Here is a 15,954-nt window from a genome sequence, read left to right as displayed (position 1 = left end):
CAGAAGAGAGAAGAGGGGGCCAGACGAGTGCCCTTCTGGCGATCCCTCCGGGTTAAGTACGCCATGACCTATCTGGTCATTGTGGCGGCGGTGGTGGTACTGCTCAACACCTATCCGGTGATGGTGACCCAGACTCTGGCCTACCAGTCCAAGCAGACCTCCCTGCAGAACCAGGCCTCGGTGCTGGCTTCCGCCCTGGCTACCGGGCCGGAAGCCCTGACTCAGGAGGGAGCCACCAAGACGGTCAGCCTGCTGCTGGGCAGCCTGGGGGTGACCCGGGTGGTGGTCACCGATCCCAACGGCTTGGTGCTGTGTGACTTTCAGGAGGGCAGCCAGCGGTCGGATACCGCTGGCCAGTATGCCATGATCTGGGAAATTGTCACGGCTTTGCAGGGCAATGATGTGTTCCGATCGGAGTATGAGGACGGGGCGTTGTGCAGCCGGGCGGCGGTTCCGGTGACCTACCGTTCCATGACTCAGGGAGCGGTTTACCTCTATGAGTACGACGCTCAGCAGGGGGCCCTGCTCCAGGGCATTCAGAACAACCTGCGGACCATTTCCATTGTGATCTGTGTGGTGACGGCGGCGATGGGCGTGGTGTTCTCCAAAGCCCTGACCCGGCGGATCGCCCTGCTGCTGCGGGGTATCCATACGGTGCGCCAGGGCGAGTACAGCCACCGGGTTACCGTTAAGGGCGGGGACGAGCTCAGCCGTCTGGCCGACGAATTCAACGAACTGACCGGGCGGCTCCAGACCACGGAGGAGGTGCGTCGGCGCTTTGTCTCCGACGCCTCCCACGAGCTGAAAACCCCGCTGGCCTCCATCCGTCTGCTGACCGACTCTATCCTCCAGGCGGATAATATGGACGGCGATACTGCCCGGGAATTTCTCATTGATATCGGGGACGAGGCCGAGCGCCTTACCCGTATTACCGAAAAGCTGCTCACCCTCACCCGTTTGGACACCGCCCATGAGATCCATACCGGACCGGTGGACGTCAAGACGGTGGTGGAGCGGGTGGAGCATATGCTCACCCCCCTGGCCCGAGCGGCAGAGGTGGAACTGAAGCTGTGGCTCCAGAGCGGATGTATCATTCGGGCTACCGAGGACGATCTGTATCAGGTGGCATTTAACCTGATGGAGAACGCCGTGAAATACAACCTGCCCGGCGGCACCGTGACCGTGACCCTGAAGCAGGAGGAAGATCAGGTGATCCTGCTGGTAGAGGACACCGGCGTGGGTATTCCGGAGGCTGATCTGCCCAAGATCTTCGACCGGTTTTACCGGGTGGACAAGGCCCGTTCCCGGGCCGCGGGCGGTACCGGCCTGGGCCTGTCCATTGTCCGGGACACGGTGCGCCAGCACGGCGGAACCGTGACCGCCCGGCGGCGGGAGCCGGAAGGCACCTGCTTTGAAGTGCGATTTTCCTGCTGGACGGAGAAGGGAGGGGAGGAACCGTGAGCAAGCGAGGCATATCGGTGCTGCTCTGTGCCGCCCTTTTGACCGCCAGTGGATGTGCTGCCCAGGAGGCCGGATCCGGCAAGCAGGATGGCCAGAGCTATGTGATCTATTACTCTGCCCTGTCAAATGAGGAGGGAGAATCAGCGGTAGAGGGGGAGCGCCGGGTCCTTTCTCAGGGACAGGAGACCATTCCCGGCCTGATGGAACTGCTGCTGGAGCAGCCCCAGTCGCCGGAGCTGACCACCCCCTTCCCCAGCGGCCTGCAGCTGCTGGATTGGCAGTTGAAGGAGGGAGTACTCCATCTGGACCTGTCCGACCAATATTACAGCCTCTCCGGGGTCAACCTGACCCTGGCTGACGCCTGCCTGACCCTGACCCTCTGTCAGCTGGAGGAGGTGGACTCTGTCTATGTGACCGTGGAGGGCCATGAACTGCCCTATCGCTCTATTCAACAGCTGTCCGCGGAAGATATTCTGTTGGCCGGCGGTGCGGATGAGCCCATGTCCCTGGGTGTGGATCTGTGGTATCTGCGGCAGGGAGGACAGAATTTGGGCGTGGAACGGCGCCAGATCATCAAGGATGTGGACCAGACTGTGGTAGAGGCGGTGCTGTCTGCCTGGGCCGAGGGGCCGGAAGAGGCAGGACTGAGTCCCTGCCTGCCCCAGGGAAGCCAGATCCTGTCGGCTCAGGTAGAGGACGGTGTTTGTCTGGTGGATCTGTCTCCTGAGTTTATCCAGGGGCTGCCCGGCAGTGAAACAACGGCGGCCCTGATGGTGTACGCCATGGTCAATACCCTGTGCGAACTGGATGGGGTGGAGGCGGTACAGCTCTACATCGATGGAGAGCCGGCACCTGCTGTAGGCAGCTTGCCTCTGGACCGGGCCCTGATCCCGGACACCACCCTGGGCACGGAAGGGTAAGTATTGACAACCGGCGTTACCGGGTGTACCATACCACATATTATTTGATGCTTCATAGCATTAGTGTGTGATGAGATCCAGCACTGTAACCCACGCAAAGAAAGGAAGAATCAGCCCATGAGCCAGCACCGTATTAGTACCCAGTGTATCCACGCGGGCTATACCCCCGGCAACGGAGAGCCCCGAAACATCCCCATTGTTCAGTCCACCACCTTCCGGTATGTCACCGGGGAGCAGATGGGGGCCCTCTTTGATCTGGAGGCCAGCGGTTATTTTTATACCCGGCTGCAAAACCCCACCAATGACCATGTGGCGGCCAAGATCTGCGCCCTGGAGGGGGGCACTGCGGCCATGCTTACTTCCTCCGGTCAGGCTGCTTCTTTCTATGCTATTTTTAATATCGTTTCCTGCGGAGAGCACGTGGTTTGCTCCTCCTCCATCTACGGCGGTACCTATAACCTTTTCGCCGTGACCATGAAGCGGATGGGCATTGACTTTACCTTTGTGGACCCAGACTGCACCGAGGAGGAGTTGAATGCCGCTTTCCGGCCGGAGACCCGGGCGGTGTTTGGCGAGACCATCGCCAACCCGGCTCTCACCGTGCTGGACATTGAGAAGTTTGCCAAGGCGGCCCATGCCCACGGTGTGCCCCTCATCATCGACAATACCTTTGCCACCCCGGTGAACTGCCGTCCCATTGAGTGGGGAGCCGACATTGTCACCCACTCCACCACCAAGTACATGGACGGCCACGCCAACGCGGTGGGAGGCGCCATTGTGGACTCCGGTAAGTTTGACTGGACCGCCCACGCCGATAAGTTCCCCGGTCTGACCACCCCCGACGAGAGCTATCACGGCATTACTTACACCGAACGTTTCGGCCTGGAGGGGGCCTACATCACCAAGGCCACCGCTCAGCTCATGCGGGACCTGGGCGCCATTCCCTCTCCCCAGAACTGCTATTATCTGAACATCGGCCTGGAGACTCTGCCTCTGCGGGTGGCAAAGCACTGTGAGAACGGTCTGGCCGTGGCCAAATTCCTGAAGGACCATCCCAAGGTGGCCTGGGTGCGTTACCCCGGCATGGAGGGGGACCCCTACTACGAGCGGGCTCAGAAGTATATGCCTAATGGTACCTGCGGCGTGGTGTCCTTCGGCGTGAAGGGCGGCCGTGAGGCGGCTTCCAAGTTCATGGCAGGTCTGAAGCTGGCCTCCATCGCCACCCATGTGGCCGATGCCAAGACCTGCACCCTGCATCCCGCCTCCACCACCCACCGCCAGATGACCGATGAGGAGCTGGCCGCCGCCGGCGTCTCCCCCGACCTGGTGCGCCTCAGTGTGGGCATCGAGGATATCAACGATATTCTGGAGGACGTGGCCCACGCCCTGGAGCAGGTGTAAGCCATGGTAGTAGATCCCAACGTATACAGCGGCCCGCCCGCGGAGGAGCGCCATCCCAACGAGATGGCGGTGTATGCCTATCTGGACAAGCTGGGTATCTCCTATCAGCGGTGTGACCATGACTATGCCAACACCATGGAGGACTGTAAGGCGGTGGAGCAGGTGCTGGGGGCTCCTATCTGCAAGAACCTGCTGCTCACCAACCGAAAGCAGACCGACTTCTACCTGTTGATGATGCCGGGGGACAAGCCCTTCAAAACCAAGGACGTCACCGCCCAGCTGGGTTGTGCCAGGCTGTCCTTTGCCACGCCGGAGCATATGATGGACCTGCTGGGGGCTGCCCCTGGCTCTGCCAGTGCTTTTGAGCTGGTGCACGACAAGGAGGGGAAGGTGCAGCTGGTGATGGACCGAGAGCTGATGGAAGGGGACTTTATCAGTGGTCATCCCTGCTTTTCCACCTCTACCCTCAAGCTGACCCGGTCCGATTTTCTGGACCGCTTTCTGCCGGCGGTGGGCCACAAGCCCATCCTGGTGGATTTGCCCTGGCCGGAGCCGGAAACAGAAGTATGATATTGGGCGTGCCGCATTTGCGGCACGCCCTTTTGCATCATGGCTGGGAATATGGTATACTGTGGCAAAAAGGAGGGGGAGTCATGCTGGCCTATACTTATGTGGAGCGGGGGAAATTTGCCCTGCTGAACAAGCCAAAACCCCAGCTGATGGAGGACGGGGATGCCATTGTAAAGGTTACCCTGTCCAGCATCTGCACCAGTGATCTGCATATCAAGCACGGCTCGGTGCCCCGGGCGGTGCCCGGGATCACGGTAGGCCACGAGATGGTGGGCATCGTGGAGCAGATAGGCGCCGGGGTGTCCACGGTAAAACCCGGCGACCGGGTGACCGTGAACGTGGAGACCTTCTGCGGCCAGTGCTGGTTTTGCCGCCACGGCTGGGTAAATAACTGCACCGATCCTAACGGCGGATGGGCCCTGGGCTGCCGCATCGACGGCGGTCAGGCTGAGTATGTCCGGGTGCCCTATGCGGACCAGGGGCTGAACAAGATCCCGGACGAGGTATCCGACCGGCAGGCCCTCTTCGTGGGGGATATCCTGGCTACCGGGTACTGGGCGGCGGATATTTCAGAGATCAGCCCGGAGGACACGGTGCTCATCATCGGCGGCGGCCCCACCGGCCTGTGTACCCTCCAGTGCGTCCAGCTTCAGAGTCCCCGACAGATCATTCTGTGCGAGCGGGACCCTCTGCGCCGGGCCTTTGTGGAGGCACACTATCCCGGTGTGCTGACGGTAGGACCGGAGGAGGCGGAGGCCTTTGTGCAGGCTCACAGCGACCATGGCGGCGCCGATGTGGTGCTGGAGGTGGCGGGCAGACCGGATACCTTCCGCTTGGCCTGGCAGTGCGCCCGGCCCAATGCCGTAGTGACGGTGGTGGCCCTGTATGACAATGACCAGGTGCTGCCCCTGCCAGAGATGTACGGCAAGAACCTGACCTTCAAGACCGGCGGGGTGGACGGCTGCAACTGTGCCCAAACGCTGGATCTGATCGCGCAGGGGAAACTGGATACCACCGCCCTTATCACCCATACCTATCCTCTCAGCCGTATTGAGGAGGCCTATGAGCTTTTTGAGAACCGGCGGGACGGCGTAATTAAGGTAGCCGTGACAGCGGACGAGACAGATGGATAAGGCTGGAGAATTTGTGAAAGATATGGGTTTACAAACGTCGAAAGATGACATAAAATAAGATATCCCAGCAACCGCAAGAGAGTGTAGAGGAGAGTAAAAGCATATGTATTGTGAACACTGTGGGACTCAGATCCCGGACGGCAGCATATTCTGTGTTGCCTGTGGAAAGAAGCAGTCCGGCGGCGTTGTCACGGAGGAGCCCCGGCAGGATATGATTCCGCCCCAGGAGCCTGAGACTGTCGTGCCCCAGGCGGAGCCGGAGAACACCCCGTCCAACGATGAATTTGACTGGAGTACCTTTAACCCCGTGCCGGAGGAGCCGGTGGAGCAGGTAAAGGCCGAGCCGGAACCTGTTCAGCAGGAGCCTCAGAGCCCCTGGCAGGCAAGCAGCGCGCCCCAGCAGGAAGCCCAGAGTCCTTGGCAGGCTTCCGCTCCGCAGCAGGAGACTCAGAGTCCCTGGCAGGCCAGTACTTCTCAGCAGGAGCCCCAGCAGAATTCCTGGCAGGGCAGCCAGCAGAACGCCCAGTCCGGCGGCTGGCAGCAGAGTGGCTGGCAAAACAGTACTCAGCAGAGTGCTCCCGGCTGGCAGCAGAATAGCTGGCAGAACGGCGCTCAGCAGAGTGCACCCGGTTGGCAGCAGCAGAATAACTGGCAGCAGAGCGGCTGGCAGAATAATCAGCAGCCCGGTGGCTGGCAGAGTGCTCCCCAGCAGGGCTATCAGGGCGGCTGGCAGTCTGCGCCCCAGCAGAGTGCCTACAGTTCCCCCTATGAGGAGCGGAGACAGCCCACCTACAGCAACGGCCGAATTGATTACGGCTGCCCCATGAACTGGTATAAGTTCCAGGTCTATTTTAACATGATCCCCACCGCCTTTTTCTACCTGATCCTGGGTGCGCTCCTGGTTGGTATGGCTGCAGCTACGTCTAGCTATAGTTACAGCATCGAGTATTTCTACCGGGATTTCATCTATGCGCTGAGCGAACCCCAGGGTGCAATCCTGATGTATCTGCCTGCCTTCATTCCTAATCCGATGATCATCGGCCTGATTTCTGCGGCTTATGGCGTCTTGATGCTGGTGGCCTGGGTAAAGATGATCCGGCTTCGGCAGGGCGGATGGAGCCTGTACCTGGTGCTCAGTGCATTGCCCACCGCATTTTTGGCCTTTAATTTGTTTATGGTGTTTGTCCAGGTGGGGCAGTACATCCCCAGCAGCTATTTGATGGAGTACATGACATTCCCCCTGATTGGTATGGCTGTCAATGTGCTGATCCTGATTCTGCAGATCGTCTACTTCAAAAAGCGGTCCTATCTGTTCGTTAATCGCTGATCATAAAATAAAAAAAGAGTTCCGCGCCACTGGCGCGGAACTCTTTTTTTACATTTCCCGGCGGCCCTCCAGGGCACGCATAAGGGTGGCGTCGTCGGCATATTCCAGATGACTGCCTACCGGAATACCGTAGGCCAGCCGGGTCACCCTGACCCCGAAGGGGCGCAGCAGACGGGAGAGATACATGGCGGTGGCCTCTCCCTCAGTGTCCGGGTTGGTGGCCATAATGACCTCGCTGACCCCGCCTTCGGCCACCCGGTTTACCAGCTCCTTCACCCGCAGCTCATCGGGCCCCACATGGTTCATGGGGGAGATGACGCCGTGAAGGACGTGGTACACACCGGGATACTCCCGGGAGCGCTCCATAGCGGCCACATCTTTGGGGTCTGCCACCACGCAGATGACTGAGGGGTCACGCTTGGGGTCCTGGCAGATGGGACACAGGCCGTCTCCCTGGGAGAAATTCTGACAGACCGGGCAGCAGTGGATGGCGGCCTTTGCCTCGGTGATGGCCTGAGCGAAGGCGGCGGCATCCTCCTCCGGCAGGGAGAGGACATAGAAGGCCAGCCGCTGAGCGCTCTTCCGGCCAATGCCGGGCAGCCGGGCGAACTGCTCCACCAGCTGCTCCAGCGCGGGGGGAAAATATTGCATAGATGAAAACATCCCTTCTTAGAGATCGATCCCCTGAGTGCGGGGAGGGGAACCCGCCTGGATGAGGGCGTCCACATCCAGGGCGCGGCAGCGCAGGTCCAGTTGGGGACAGGCTACCCAGTCCACGTCGGGGAGTTCCTGACCGTATTTCACCGTGTGGGCCACCGTGCCTGGCAGCAGATAGGAGTTGTGGGGCACATTCAGCGGGCAGAGATAAAAATCGCCGGTGTGCAGCACCCGGGGAATAAGGGCTCCGTCCCGCTCCTCCACCACCAGCATAGTGCCCTGCTGAATCACATTCAGCTCATGGACATACCGATGGAGGTGGCTGTTCTGCCAGCCGCTCTGGTCGCTGGCCTCGGTACGGATGTAGGAACTTCCGTCACAGGCGCACAGCCGGAACCGCAGCTCGCCGTTGTCCATCCGCTCATGACGGGTGGTGATGCCCAGGTCTTTGGCCTGCCGGTCGGTCAGGGGCGCAGGCATAGTCAGCCCTCCCGCAGGGCGGCGATGGCGGCAGCGGGGTCCACCGCTCCGTACACCGCGGAACCGGCCACCAGGGTATCGGCGCCGGCGGAGATCACCTTCCCGGCGGTCTTGGGACTGATCCCGCCGTCTACCTCCAGACGGCAGGCGGGATTATAGCGATCGATGAGGGTACGGACCTGATGGATGGTGTCCAGCTGGTGTTCCATAAAGGCCTGGCCGCCGAAGCCGGGCTCCACCGTCATGACCAGCACCATATCCAGGTTCTCCAGATAGGGGAGAATGGCGCTGGCGGCGGTGATGGGCCGCAGTGCTACCGCCTTTTTCACCCCGAACTCGTCCATGAGGCGGAGCGCCTCGGCGATGCGGGTGGGGTGGTCGGCCTCCAGGTGGACCGACAGCAGGTCGGCCCCCGCCTTGGCAAAGGCCTCAATGTAGTGCACCGGCTTGTCGATCATCAGGTGCACGTCCAGGAACATATCGGTGCACTTGCGGATGGACTGGACCACCGGTACGCCGATGGTGATGTTGGGGACAAAGCAACCGTCCATGACGTCTACATGGAGCCAGTCGGCGGAGGATACCCGCTGGATATCCCGCTCCAGGTTTACAAAATCGGCGGAGAGGATGGAAGGGGCGATCTTGATCATCATTTACCACTCCATTATCAAAAAAGATGGGGAGAACGGGCAAAGAGCCTGTCCCTCATTGGCGGATGGGCCGGGGCAAAGGGAAAGTTGGGAACATAAGATACAGCAAGCGGATGACGCCCGGGGCCCCGCCGCTCCCCCCGCGTACCCACGGGCTGCCGGCCCGGCGGTCTATGCTCCGGAATCGCGCGCCGCATCATATAGTGTCCGGGGGAGCGTGCTCCCCCGGACACAGTTGGTTTGCGGGGGCCGGTCCGCTTAATTATAGAAGTCGTTGGTGTGGCACTCCCGGGCCTGATAGCCGGCAGCACACATGGCGTCCAAAATGGCCCGCTTGTGGGTGTGGCCAAAGGCCTCCAGGGTAACCCGCAGCTCCACGCCGCTCTGGCGATTGATGTTGATAAACTGGTTATGCTCCAGCTTGATGATGTTGCCGTTGGCCTCGGCCACGATCTGGGCCACCCGCAGCAGCTCGCCGGGACGGTCGGGCAGCTGAACGGAGAAGGTGAATACCCGGCCCCGGTTGATGAGACCGTGCTGTACCAGGCTGGCTACCGTGATCACGTCCATGTTGCCGCCGGAGAGGACAGGCACCACGTTCTTGCCCTTGCACTTGAGGTGATTCAGGGCGGCAATGGGCAGCAGACCGGCATTTTCCACGATCATCTTGTGCTTTTCCATCATATCCAGGAAGGCATCCACCAGTTCGTCGTCGTCGATGGTGATGATGTCGTCGATGTTCTGCTGGATGTAGGGGAAGATCTGGTCGCCGGGGGTCTTGACCGCCACGCCGTCGGCAATGGTCTCCACCTTGTCCAGGGTGACCACATGACCGGCATCCAGGCTGGCCTTCATGGAGGCGGCCCCGGTGGGCTCCACGCCGATGACGGCGACGTTGGGATTGAGCAGCTTGGCCAGGGTGGACACGCCGGTGGCCAGTCCGCCGCCGCCGATGGGCACCAGGATCACGTCCACGTCGGGCAGGTCCTGGAAGATTTCGTAAGAGATGGTGCCCTGGCCGGTGGCGATGGCGGGATCGTTGAAGGGATGGACGTAGGTCAGGCCCTCCTCAGCAGACAGCTTGGCGGCCAGCTCGGCGGCGTCGTCAAAGGTCTCGCCGTGGAGCACTACCTTGGCACCGTAATCCTTGGTGTTGTTTACCTTCACCAGGGGAGTGGTGGTGGGCATGACGATGGTGGCGCTCACGCCGGCCTGCTGGGCGGCGTAGGCCACACCCTGGGCGTGGTTGCCGGCGGAGGCGGTGACCAGACCCTTGGCCTTTTCTTCCTCGGTCAAGGTGCTGATTTTATAGTAGGCGCCCCGGATCTTGTAGGCGCCGGTGACCTGCATATTTTCCGGCTTGATGTAGATATGGTTGCCGGTTGCCTTGGAAAAGGCGGTGCTGTAGACCAGACTGGTGTTCCGGATGACCCCGGAGAGCACGCTGCGGGCCTCCTTAAATTCTTTCAGGGTGAGCATGGGGCAAGACTTCCTCTCTAAAAACGGAATATCGGAATATGTTTTTAATGATACTGACTTTTTGAGGGAAAGTCAACGTGTTCTTGACAGGGGAATGGGGGAACGGTACAATGATTTGGAAGAACAAGCCGGCGCTGCCGGTATGGAATATGGAGGGACGCAGTCATGGCTGACAACATGGATTTTACCCCGGAGCTGACGCTGACCCCGGATCTGGGTACCGCCGCGGCGGAAGCGCCTGCCGCGCCTCAGTTGAGCCTGGACCCCAACGCCAGTGAGGAGGCCAAGGCCATTCAGTTGGACGAAAGCCAGCTCACCGAAGCTGAGCGCAAGATGGTGGATGACTTTGCCCAGAAGATCGATCTGACCGATACCAATCTGGTGCTCCAGTACGGCGCTGCGGCCCAGAAGAACATTGCCGGTTTCTCGGAAAATACCCTCAACTCGGTGCGTACCAAGGATCTGGGCGAGGTGGGACAGGCCCTGTCCTCTCTGGTGGTGGAGCTGAAGGGCTTCGGCGGCGAGGAGGACGAGAAGGGCTTCTTCGGCTTCTTCAAGAAGAAGCGCAACCAGCTGGAGGCCATGAAGGCTTCCTACTCCAAGGCGGAGACCAACGTGAATAAGATCGTGGAGGTGCTGGAGGCCCACCAGGTGACCCTGATGAAGGACATCGCCATGCTGGACCAGATGTACGACCTCAACACCAAATATTATAAGGAACTGACCATGTATATCCTGGCGGGCAAGAAGCGCCTGGCCCAGGTGCGGGCCGGAGAGCTGGAGCAGCTGCGTCAGAAGGCGGCCCAGAGCGGCGCCCAGGAGGACGCCCAGGCCTATAACGACCTGGCCAATATGTGCACCCGCTTTGAGAAGAAGATCCACGACCTGGAGCTGACCCGGATGATCTCCATCCAGATGGGGCCCCAGACCCGGCTGATCCAGAACAACGACACCCTGATGCTGGAGAAGATCCAGTCCTCTCTGGTGAACACCATCCCCCTGTGGAAGAGCCAGATGGTGCTGGCCCTGGGGCTGGAGCACTCCCGTCAGGCCACCGCCGCCCAGAGCGCGGTGACCAACATGACCAACGAACTGCTGCAAAAGAACGCCGATATGCTGAAAATGGGCACTTTGGAGACCGCCAAGGAGGCCGAGCGCTCCGTGGTGGACCTGGAGACCCTCCAGCATACCAACCAGCAGCTCATCTCCACCCTGGATGAGGTCATGAACATCCAGCAGGAGGGCGCCCAGAAGCGCCGGGAGGCCGAAGCGGAGCTGGGCCGTATCGAAGGCGAGCTGAAGCAGAAGCTTCTGGAATTGAGAGGCTAAGCAGGAACAATTAAAAGGCGCTGCAATATCATTGCAGCGCCTTTTTTGACATCAGATGGACATATCTTTTTGCTATCCTGTGAATGAAAGGAGAGGGGAGCCATGGCGGACCATATTCTGGTGGTGGAGGACGAGGCCCGTATCCGTGATATTATTCGGGACTACTTTACTGCTCACGGTCTGGACTGCGATCTGGCCCGGGACGGGGAGGAGGCCCTGGACCTGCTGCGGGACCACGACTACGATGCCATGCTGCTGGACGTGCTCATGCCAAACCTGGACGGCTTTTCGGTCTGCCGGGTGGTACGCGCCAAGAGCCGGATGCCCATCCTCTTCCTTACCGCTCTGGGCAGTGAAGAGGATGTGCTTCAGGGGTACGCCCTGGGCGCGGATGACTATGTGACCAAACCCTTCTCCCTGGCGGTATTGCTGGCCAAGACAAAGGCGGTGATCCGCCGCAGCCGGGGAGCGGGAGATAGTGAGATCTTGAGATGCGGAGCCATTGCCGTGGACCTTGCTGGACATACCTGCACCGCAGCGGGGAAGCCGGTAAGCCTGACCAAGCGGGAATATGACCTGCTGCTCTGCCTCATCCGCAACAAAGGTCAGGTGCTCAGCCGGGACCGGCTGCTGGACAAGGTGTGGGGCATCGACTTCGAGGGAGGCCAGCGGGCGGTAGACGTACGCATCAAGAGTCTGCGCTCCGCTCTGGGGACTGCCGGGAAACAGATTAGGACGGTGTTCAAAACAGGGTATCGAATGGAGGGGGACTGACATGAAGAATGGACGGCTCCTGCTGAAACGTTTTGTGCTGATGTCAGTGATCTTTCTGCTGCTGTGGGGGGCGGTCATGGGGGCCGCCGTCTGGCGGAACAGCCAGTGGAGCCGGGAAGATGTCTCCCGGCGCATGAATGAATATCGTATGGGATTCCAGCGCAACAGCCAGCTGACCTGGTCGCCGGGGACGCATACCGGGGTGGTGTACTTCGGGACCTGGGACCCGGAGCGGGCAGACATACTGCTGAGCCGGAATACCTATCTGCTGGGCCGCTATGGGGGACAGCTGGTGAGTCGGGCCTATGACAAGGAGGGGAGCCTGCTGGGTCAGAGCCAGCTGCTCACGGCCTCGATCACCGTGTATCCGCCGGGAGATACCGTGCATTTTGAGGATTATGATCTGCTCTTTGACCCGGTGATGACGGACGAGGAGCAGGTGGCGGCGGCCCGCATTCTGGAGGAACACCCCTGGCTCACCGGGTCGGAACCCTACGGCAACCCGGAGCAGGACAGCTTTGAGGGAGTGGTGGTCACCGGCTGGCGGGATGGGGCTGTGATCTATCCACAGAAGGTGGTACTGAAGTTTGCTGACGGCCCTGTCACCCTGATGGAGTCGAAAAGTGGTTTTTTCCAGGGAAAGGAACTGGAAGAATATCAAGCCTTTGATGTGCAGATCTACGCCGCCTTGGTAGGGGCAGGCGGGCCGGAGGCCCGGCTGGAAGCGTACCAGGCCATGGAAGAGAAATTGGACCAGCTGGAGTTATATTGGGAGGAACACGGTGGAAGCATCGCCCTGGGGGATGGAGTGACCATGATGACCCCGTGCGAAGAGATGACCCTTGCCACCACCTATCAGCTGCCTGATACTTATTATTTCTATGGGTTGGGTCCCCTTGCCCTGAGTACCCTGGGGGCGGCGGTGGCCCTGGCGCTGTTCACCGCCTGGCTGGAGAGTCGGGCCATCCGGCGGGAACGGGCCTTCGTCCGGGGGGCGGCCCATGAACTCAAGACTCCTCTGGCGGTGCTGCGCACCCATGCCGAGGCCCTGCGGGAGGACATCGACCCCGCCAAGCGGGGCCAGTACCTGGACACCGTAGTGGCTGAGAGCGACCGGATGGCGGCCCTGGTGGGGAGCCTGATGGACCTGGCCCGGCTGGAGAGCGGCGGCAAGGTGGAGCGGGAGCCCCTGGATCTGGCCGCGCTGGTGGAGAATGGTGCTGCACGGCTGTCCCTGCTGGCGGAGGAAAAGAACATTGAACTGCGTACTCAACTGGCCCCGGCATCCATGCTGGGGGACCGGCTGCGGTTGGAGGAAGTGGTGGACAATCTGGCGGACAATGCCCTGCGCCACTGCACCCCCGGCGGCGCGGTGACCATTGCCCTGGCCCAAAAGGGACGGCGGATCACGCTGACCGTGGACAATGACGGCCCCGTCATCCCGCAAAAACATCTGGACCGCCTGTTCGAGCCCTTCTACCGGGGGGATGAGGGCCGCAGCCGGGCGGACGGAGGTACCGGTTTGGGCCTGGCCATTGTCCGGGCGGCGGTGGAGGCCCATGGAGGCCGCTGCTGGGCGGTCAACCGGACGGGGGGCGTGACCTTTACGGTGGTGCTGCCCGGGTTGCAATCGGAAACATGATGTGGTATCATTTCCTCAACAAGGTAGAAACGATTGTGAGGGAGTACCATGGGATATAACCGTCCTGAGTCCAAGTGGCTGGCACGGGATGCCATGCGGGGGGCCTATCCCCACCCCATGCTGGTGACGCTGGTGTATGTGCTGCTGACCGGTGTACTGAGCAGTGTGGTGCTGAATTTTGTATCTGAGCCTTTTCAGGCTGCCTATTTTTATCTGACAGAGACCAGCTATGAAGTGGAAGAGATCCTGACCGCCATCTTTACCCCCCAGCGCATTGCGGTGATTCTGGTCATGGAGCTGCTGCTGGCGCTCTATAGCTGGGTGATGGATTACGGATATACCTCCTATAGCCTGCGATTGACCCGGCGGGAAGGTCCCAGCTACCGAAATCTGCTGGATGGCTTTTATACGATAGGACGGGCACTGGCTGTGAATTTCCTGTCGGCCCTGTTTGTGTTCCTGTGGGGGCTCATCGGTATGGCGGTCTATGTGGGCTTTGTGTTCCTGGCCTATCTAATGCACAGCGTCACCCTGATCCTTGTCGGCGCTTTGATCATGCTGGTTTGGATGATTGCCATATCCTATCGTTACCGGCTGGCGGTCTACTTTCTGCTGGACCACCCGGAGATGGGCGCCCTGGAGGCCATTGGCCACAGCCGCCACGCCATGCGGGGCAATATCATGGCACTGTTCGTACAGGACCTGTCCTTCCTGGGATGGCTGATTTTGTCTCCCTTCACCCTGGGTATTCTGAGCCTGTGGATCGGCCCCTATATGGGGGCGGCCAATGCCAATTTTTATAACTGGGTGGTGTATGGAGCCTTTCCTCAGCGGCCTCAGCCCGGCGGGTGGAACGGACCTTACGGCGGGATGTAACCAAAGTAGGCATTGTATTTTCGGACGAAGATGATATAATAGAAACAACAACTGAATCCAATCAGCGGTTGGTAGCTGTCCGTCCTCAGGGGCGGAGCTTTCAATGGGAATGCGGTGCAAGTCCGCAGCAGCCCTCTCTACTGTAAGGATGACGAGCGCTCATAAGGTCACTGTCCGGGTACGGATGGGAAGACGGGCGTAAGGTTGAATCCAAGCCAGGAGACCAGCCAGCCGCGACGGTAACGCGCATATTCGGCGGGGAAATGGCGCGTGACAGCACAGGCATTTGAGCTGATGAAAAAAGAGTTTCCCGTCCGGGAAACTCTTTTCTTTTGCTATGGCCTGGGCCATGGATGTCCCCGCCGGAATCCATTTGCAGCGGCAGGGAGGTAGTAAAGCTATGGAACGGACCGGAAAGAACAGATTGTCCCAGCGGGAATTGAATGAATATCGCCAGTGGCTGGCGGAACTGGAGGAGGAGATGACCGATACGCCCGGATTATCTCAGCAGCTGGATGGAGATCTTACCCTCTATTTTTCCCCGGAATGTCCCATTGGCAGACAGGTGTATACCAGCTTTTCCGACGAAGAACTATTGGAGTCACTGGTGGAGACCATGGAGGGGCGCAATGGTTCGCCCCGTCCGGAGCGGCTGCTGTGCGTCTACCGCTGGTATCTGGAAAAGCGCTTTGGTTCCCTCCATCATGCCTGTTGGCGGGCCCGGGGCAGGAGCCGCCAGCAGGCGGCAGAGCGGATGTGGCCGGCGGACTGGCCCGAGCGGGTGGACACCCTGCCCTTCCTGAAGCGGTGCGCGTCCCGGGGCGTATGCCTGGATGAGGACGCCCGACAAACACTGGGGGAGTACTGCGCGGCGGTCCGGCGGACAGGTCAGCCTCCCTGCCGGGAGGAGCTGCCCGGGGAGCTGGATGTATTGTTCAGACAAGTGGGCTGCACCTGGCAGACCGGACTGGAATTGCTGGGCATTCCTGCGCTGAGCAAGTCTGTGCGCCGGCATATGCGGCGTTATTGGGCGCGGAATGTTAGCCATGCCTGAAGCCGGAGGGGAAGGACCTTCCTGATACCGCCGTCTCAGAAGGATCTATATCCTGCTGGCTTCTGCCGAGGGGTATTTGGCCTCGGCACGCATAGCGGTCACCATTGTGAGGTGACCCGGCGGGCGTTTCTCTTGTATGGGACGGAGAAAGCTGGTATACTATAACCTGAGATTTTATGTCCGGTGTGCCGGACAGCAGGA

15 protein-coding genes and 1 riboswitch are annotated in these 15,954 nt (G+C 60.4%); of the genes, 11 read left to right on the top strand and 4 right to left on the bottom strand.

The window, feature by feature from the left end:
* The first annotated feature begins 27 nt into the window (after positions 1-27).
* From B5G06_RS02010 to B5G06_RS01985, 6 genes are all read left to right on the top strand, one after another.
* The gene (locus tag B5G06_RS02010; protein ID WP_242955308.1) at positions 28-1,461 is read left to right on the top strand and encodes a sensor histidine kinase; all 1,434 of its coding nucleotides are present in this window, start codon (positions 28-30) and stop codon (positions 1,459-1,461) included.
* On the top strand, positions 1,458-2,381 hold the full coding sequence (locus tag B5G06_RS02005) for a GerMN domain-containing protein (protein WP_087187438.1): 924 nt from the start codon (positions 1,458-1,460) through the stop codon (positions 2,379-2,381). The genes B5G06_RS02010 and B5G06_RS02005 overlap by 4 nt, the downstream gene beginning before the upstream one ends.
* Positions 2,382-2,498: 117 nt before the next feature.
* Entirely contained in the window at positions 2,499-3,782 is a 1,284-nt protein-coding gene (locus B5G06_RS02000) for an O-acetylhomoserine aminocarboxypropyltransferase/cysteine synthase family protein (protein WP_087187437.1), read from the top strand.
* Positions 3,783-3,785: 3 nt separating this feature from the next.
* On the top strand, positions 3,786-4,352 hold the full coding sequence (locus B5G06_RS01995; protein WP_087187436.1) for a prolyl-tRNA synthetase associated domain-containing protein: 567 nt from the start codon (positions 3,786-3,788) through the stop codon (positions 4,350-4,352).
* An 83-nt stretch (positions 4,353-4,435) separates the two neighbouring features.
* Complete coding sequence (locus B5G06_RS01990) at positions 4,436-5,485, top strand: alcohol dehydrogenase (RefSeq protein ID WP_087187435.1); 1,050 nt, start codon at positions 4,436-4,438, stop codon at positions 5,483-5,485.
* A gap of 103 nt (positions 5,486-5,588) precedes the next feature.
* A complete protein-coding gene (locus tag B5G06_RS01985; RefSeq protein ID WP_087187434.1) occupies positions 5,589-6,812 on the top strand; it encodes a zinc ribbon domain-containing protein in 1,224 nt (407 codons plus the stop codon).
* Between the two features lie 48 nt (positions 6,813-6,860).
* On the opposite strand, the gene recR is transcribed toward B5G06_RS01985, so the two are convergent.
* The 4 genes from recR to ilvA all read right to left on the bottom strand — a co-directional run bounded on the left by recR (position 6,861) and on the right by ilvA (position 10,078).
* A complete protein-coding gene (gene recR / locus B5G06_RS01980; protein WP_087187433.1) occupies positions 6,861-7,463 on the bottom strand; it encodes a recombination mediator RecR in 603 nt (200 codons plus the stop codon).
* A gap of 18 nt (positions 7,464-7,481) precedes the next feature.
* Positions 7,482-7,949: a cupin domain-containing protein gene (locus B5G06_RS01975; RefSeq protein ID WP_087187432.1), complete on the bottom strand. Its 468-nt coding sequence runs from the start codon at positions 7,947-7,949 to the stop codon at positions 7,482-7,484.
* 2 nt (positions 7,950-7,951) lie between these two features.
* Complete coding sequence (rpe, locus tag B5G06_RS01970; RefSeq protein WP_087187431.1) at positions 7,952-8,599, bottom strand: ribulose-phosphate 3-epimerase; 648 nt, start codon at positions 8,597-8,599, stop codon at positions 7,952-7,954.
* 258 nt (positions 8,600-8,857) lie between these two features.
* Positions 8,858-10,078, bottom strand: a complete 1,221-nt coding sequence (gene ilvA / locus B5G06_RS01965; RefSeq protein WP_087187430.1) for a threonine ammonia-lyase — start codon at positions 10,076-10,078, stop codon at positions 8,858-8,860.
* Positions 10,079-10,243: 165 nt separating this feature from the next.
* On the opposite strand from ilvA, the gene B5G06_RS01960 reads away from it, so the two are divergent.
* From B5G06_RS01960 to B5G06_RS01940, 5 genes are all read left to right on the top strand, one after another.
* Positions 10,244-11,407, top strand: a complete 1,164-nt coding sequence (locus B5G06_RS01960) for a toxic anion resistance protein (RefSeq protein WP_087187429.1) — start codon at positions 10,244-10,246, stop codon at positions 11,405-11,407.
* A gap of 102 nt (positions 11,408-11,509) precedes the next feature.
* Entirely contained in the window at positions 11,510-12,181 is a 672-nt protein-coding gene (locus tag B5G06_RS01955; RefSeq protein ID WP_087187428.1) for a response regulator transcription factor, read from the top strand.
* A gap of 1 nt (position 12,182) precedes the next feature.
* Positions 12,183-13,823 (top strand): sensor histidine kinase, encoded by a 1,641-nt coding sequence (locus B5G06_RS14565; RefSeq protein WP_087187427.1) that lies wholly within the window; start codon positions 12,183-12,185, stop codon positions 13,821-13,823.
* A 48-nt stretch (positions 13,824-13,871) separates the two neighbouring features.
* Complete coding sequence (locus B5G06_RS01945) at positions 13,872-14,699, top strand: DUF975 family protein (RefSeq protein ID WP_087187426.1); 828 nt, start codon at positions 13,872-13,874, stop codon at positions 14,697-14,699.
* 52 nt (positions 14,700-14,751) lie between these two features.
* A riboswitch (cobalamin riboswitch) is annotated at positions 14,752-14,946 on the top strand.
* Between the two features lie 153 nt (positions 14,947-15,099).
* The gene (locus B5G06_RS01940) at positions 15,100-15,753 is read left to right on the top strand and encodes a hypothetical protein (RefSeq protein ID WP_087187425.1); all 654 of its coding nucleotides are present in this window, start codon (positions 15,100-15,102) and stop codon (positions 15,751-15,753) included.
* Positions 15,754-15,954 lie beyond the last annotated feature (201 nt).

The organism is Flavonifractor sp. An52 (assembly GCF_002159385.1).
GTDB lineage: Bacteria > Bacillota > Clostridia > Oscillospirales > Oscillospiraceae > Flavonifractor > Flavonifractor avicola.
Note: the sequence above shows the minus strand (reverse complement) of the source record. Positions and strands in the feature narration are given on the sequence as shown.

What these genes read in the sequence shown, in the direction of transcription:
- B5G06_RS02000 (WP_087187437.1), top strand. Translation starts at nt 2,499, where the DNA reads ATGAGCCAGCACCGTATTAGTACCCAGTGTATCCACGCGGGCTATACC.
- B5G06_RS01995 (WP_087187436.1), top strand. Translation starts at nt 3,786, where the DNA reads ATGGTAGTAGATCCCAACGTATACAGCGGCCCGCCCGCGGAGGAGCGC.
- B5G06_RS01990 (WP_087187435.1), top strand. Translation starts at nt 4,436, where the DNA reads ATGCTGGCCTATACTTATGTGGAGCGGGGGAAATTTGCCCTGCTGAAC.
- B5G06_RS01985 (WP_087187434.1), top strand. Translation starts at nt 5,589, where the DNA reads ATGTATTGTGAACACTGTGGGACTCAGATCCCGGACGGCAGCATATTC.
- recR (WP_087187433.1), bottom strand. Translation starts at nt 7,463, where the DNA reads ATGCAATATTTTCCCCCCGCGCTGGAGCAGCTGGTGGAGCAGTTCGCC.
- B5G06_RS01975 (WP_087187432.1), bottom strand. Translation starts at nt 7,949, where the DNA reads ATGCCTGCGCCCCTGACCGACCGGCAGGCCAAAGACCTGGGCATCACC.
- rpe (WP_087187431.1), bottom strand. Translation starts at nt 8,599, where the DNA reads ATGATCAAGATCGCCCCTTCCATCCTCTCCGCCGATTTTGTAAACCTG.
- ilvA (WP_087187430.1), bottom strand. Translation starts at nt 10,078, where the DNA reads ATGCTCACCCTGAAAGAATTTAAGGAGGCCCGCAGCGTGCTCTCCGGG.
- B5G06_RS01960 (WP_087187429.1), top strand. Translation starts at nt 10,244, where the DNA reads ATGGCTGACAACATGGATTTTACCCCGGAGCTGACGCTGACCCCGGAT.
- B5G06_RS01955 (WP_087187428.1), top strand. Translation starts at nt 11,510, where the DNA reads ATGGCGGACCATATTCTGGTGGTGGAGGACGAGGCCCGTATCCGTGAT.
- B5G06_RS14565 (WP_087187427.1), top strand. Translation starts at nt 12,183, where the DNA reads ATGAAGAATGGACGGCTCCTGCTGAAACGTTTTGTGCTGATGTCAGTG.
- B5G06_RS01945 (WP_087187426.1), top strand. Translation starts at nt 13,872, where the DNA reads ATGGGATATAACCGTCCTGAGTCCAAGTGGCTGGCACGGGATGCCATG.
- B5G06_RS01940 (WP_087187425.1), top strand. Translation starts at nt 15,100, where the DNA reads ATGGAACGGACCGGAAAGAACAGATTGTCCCAGCGGGAATTGAATGAA.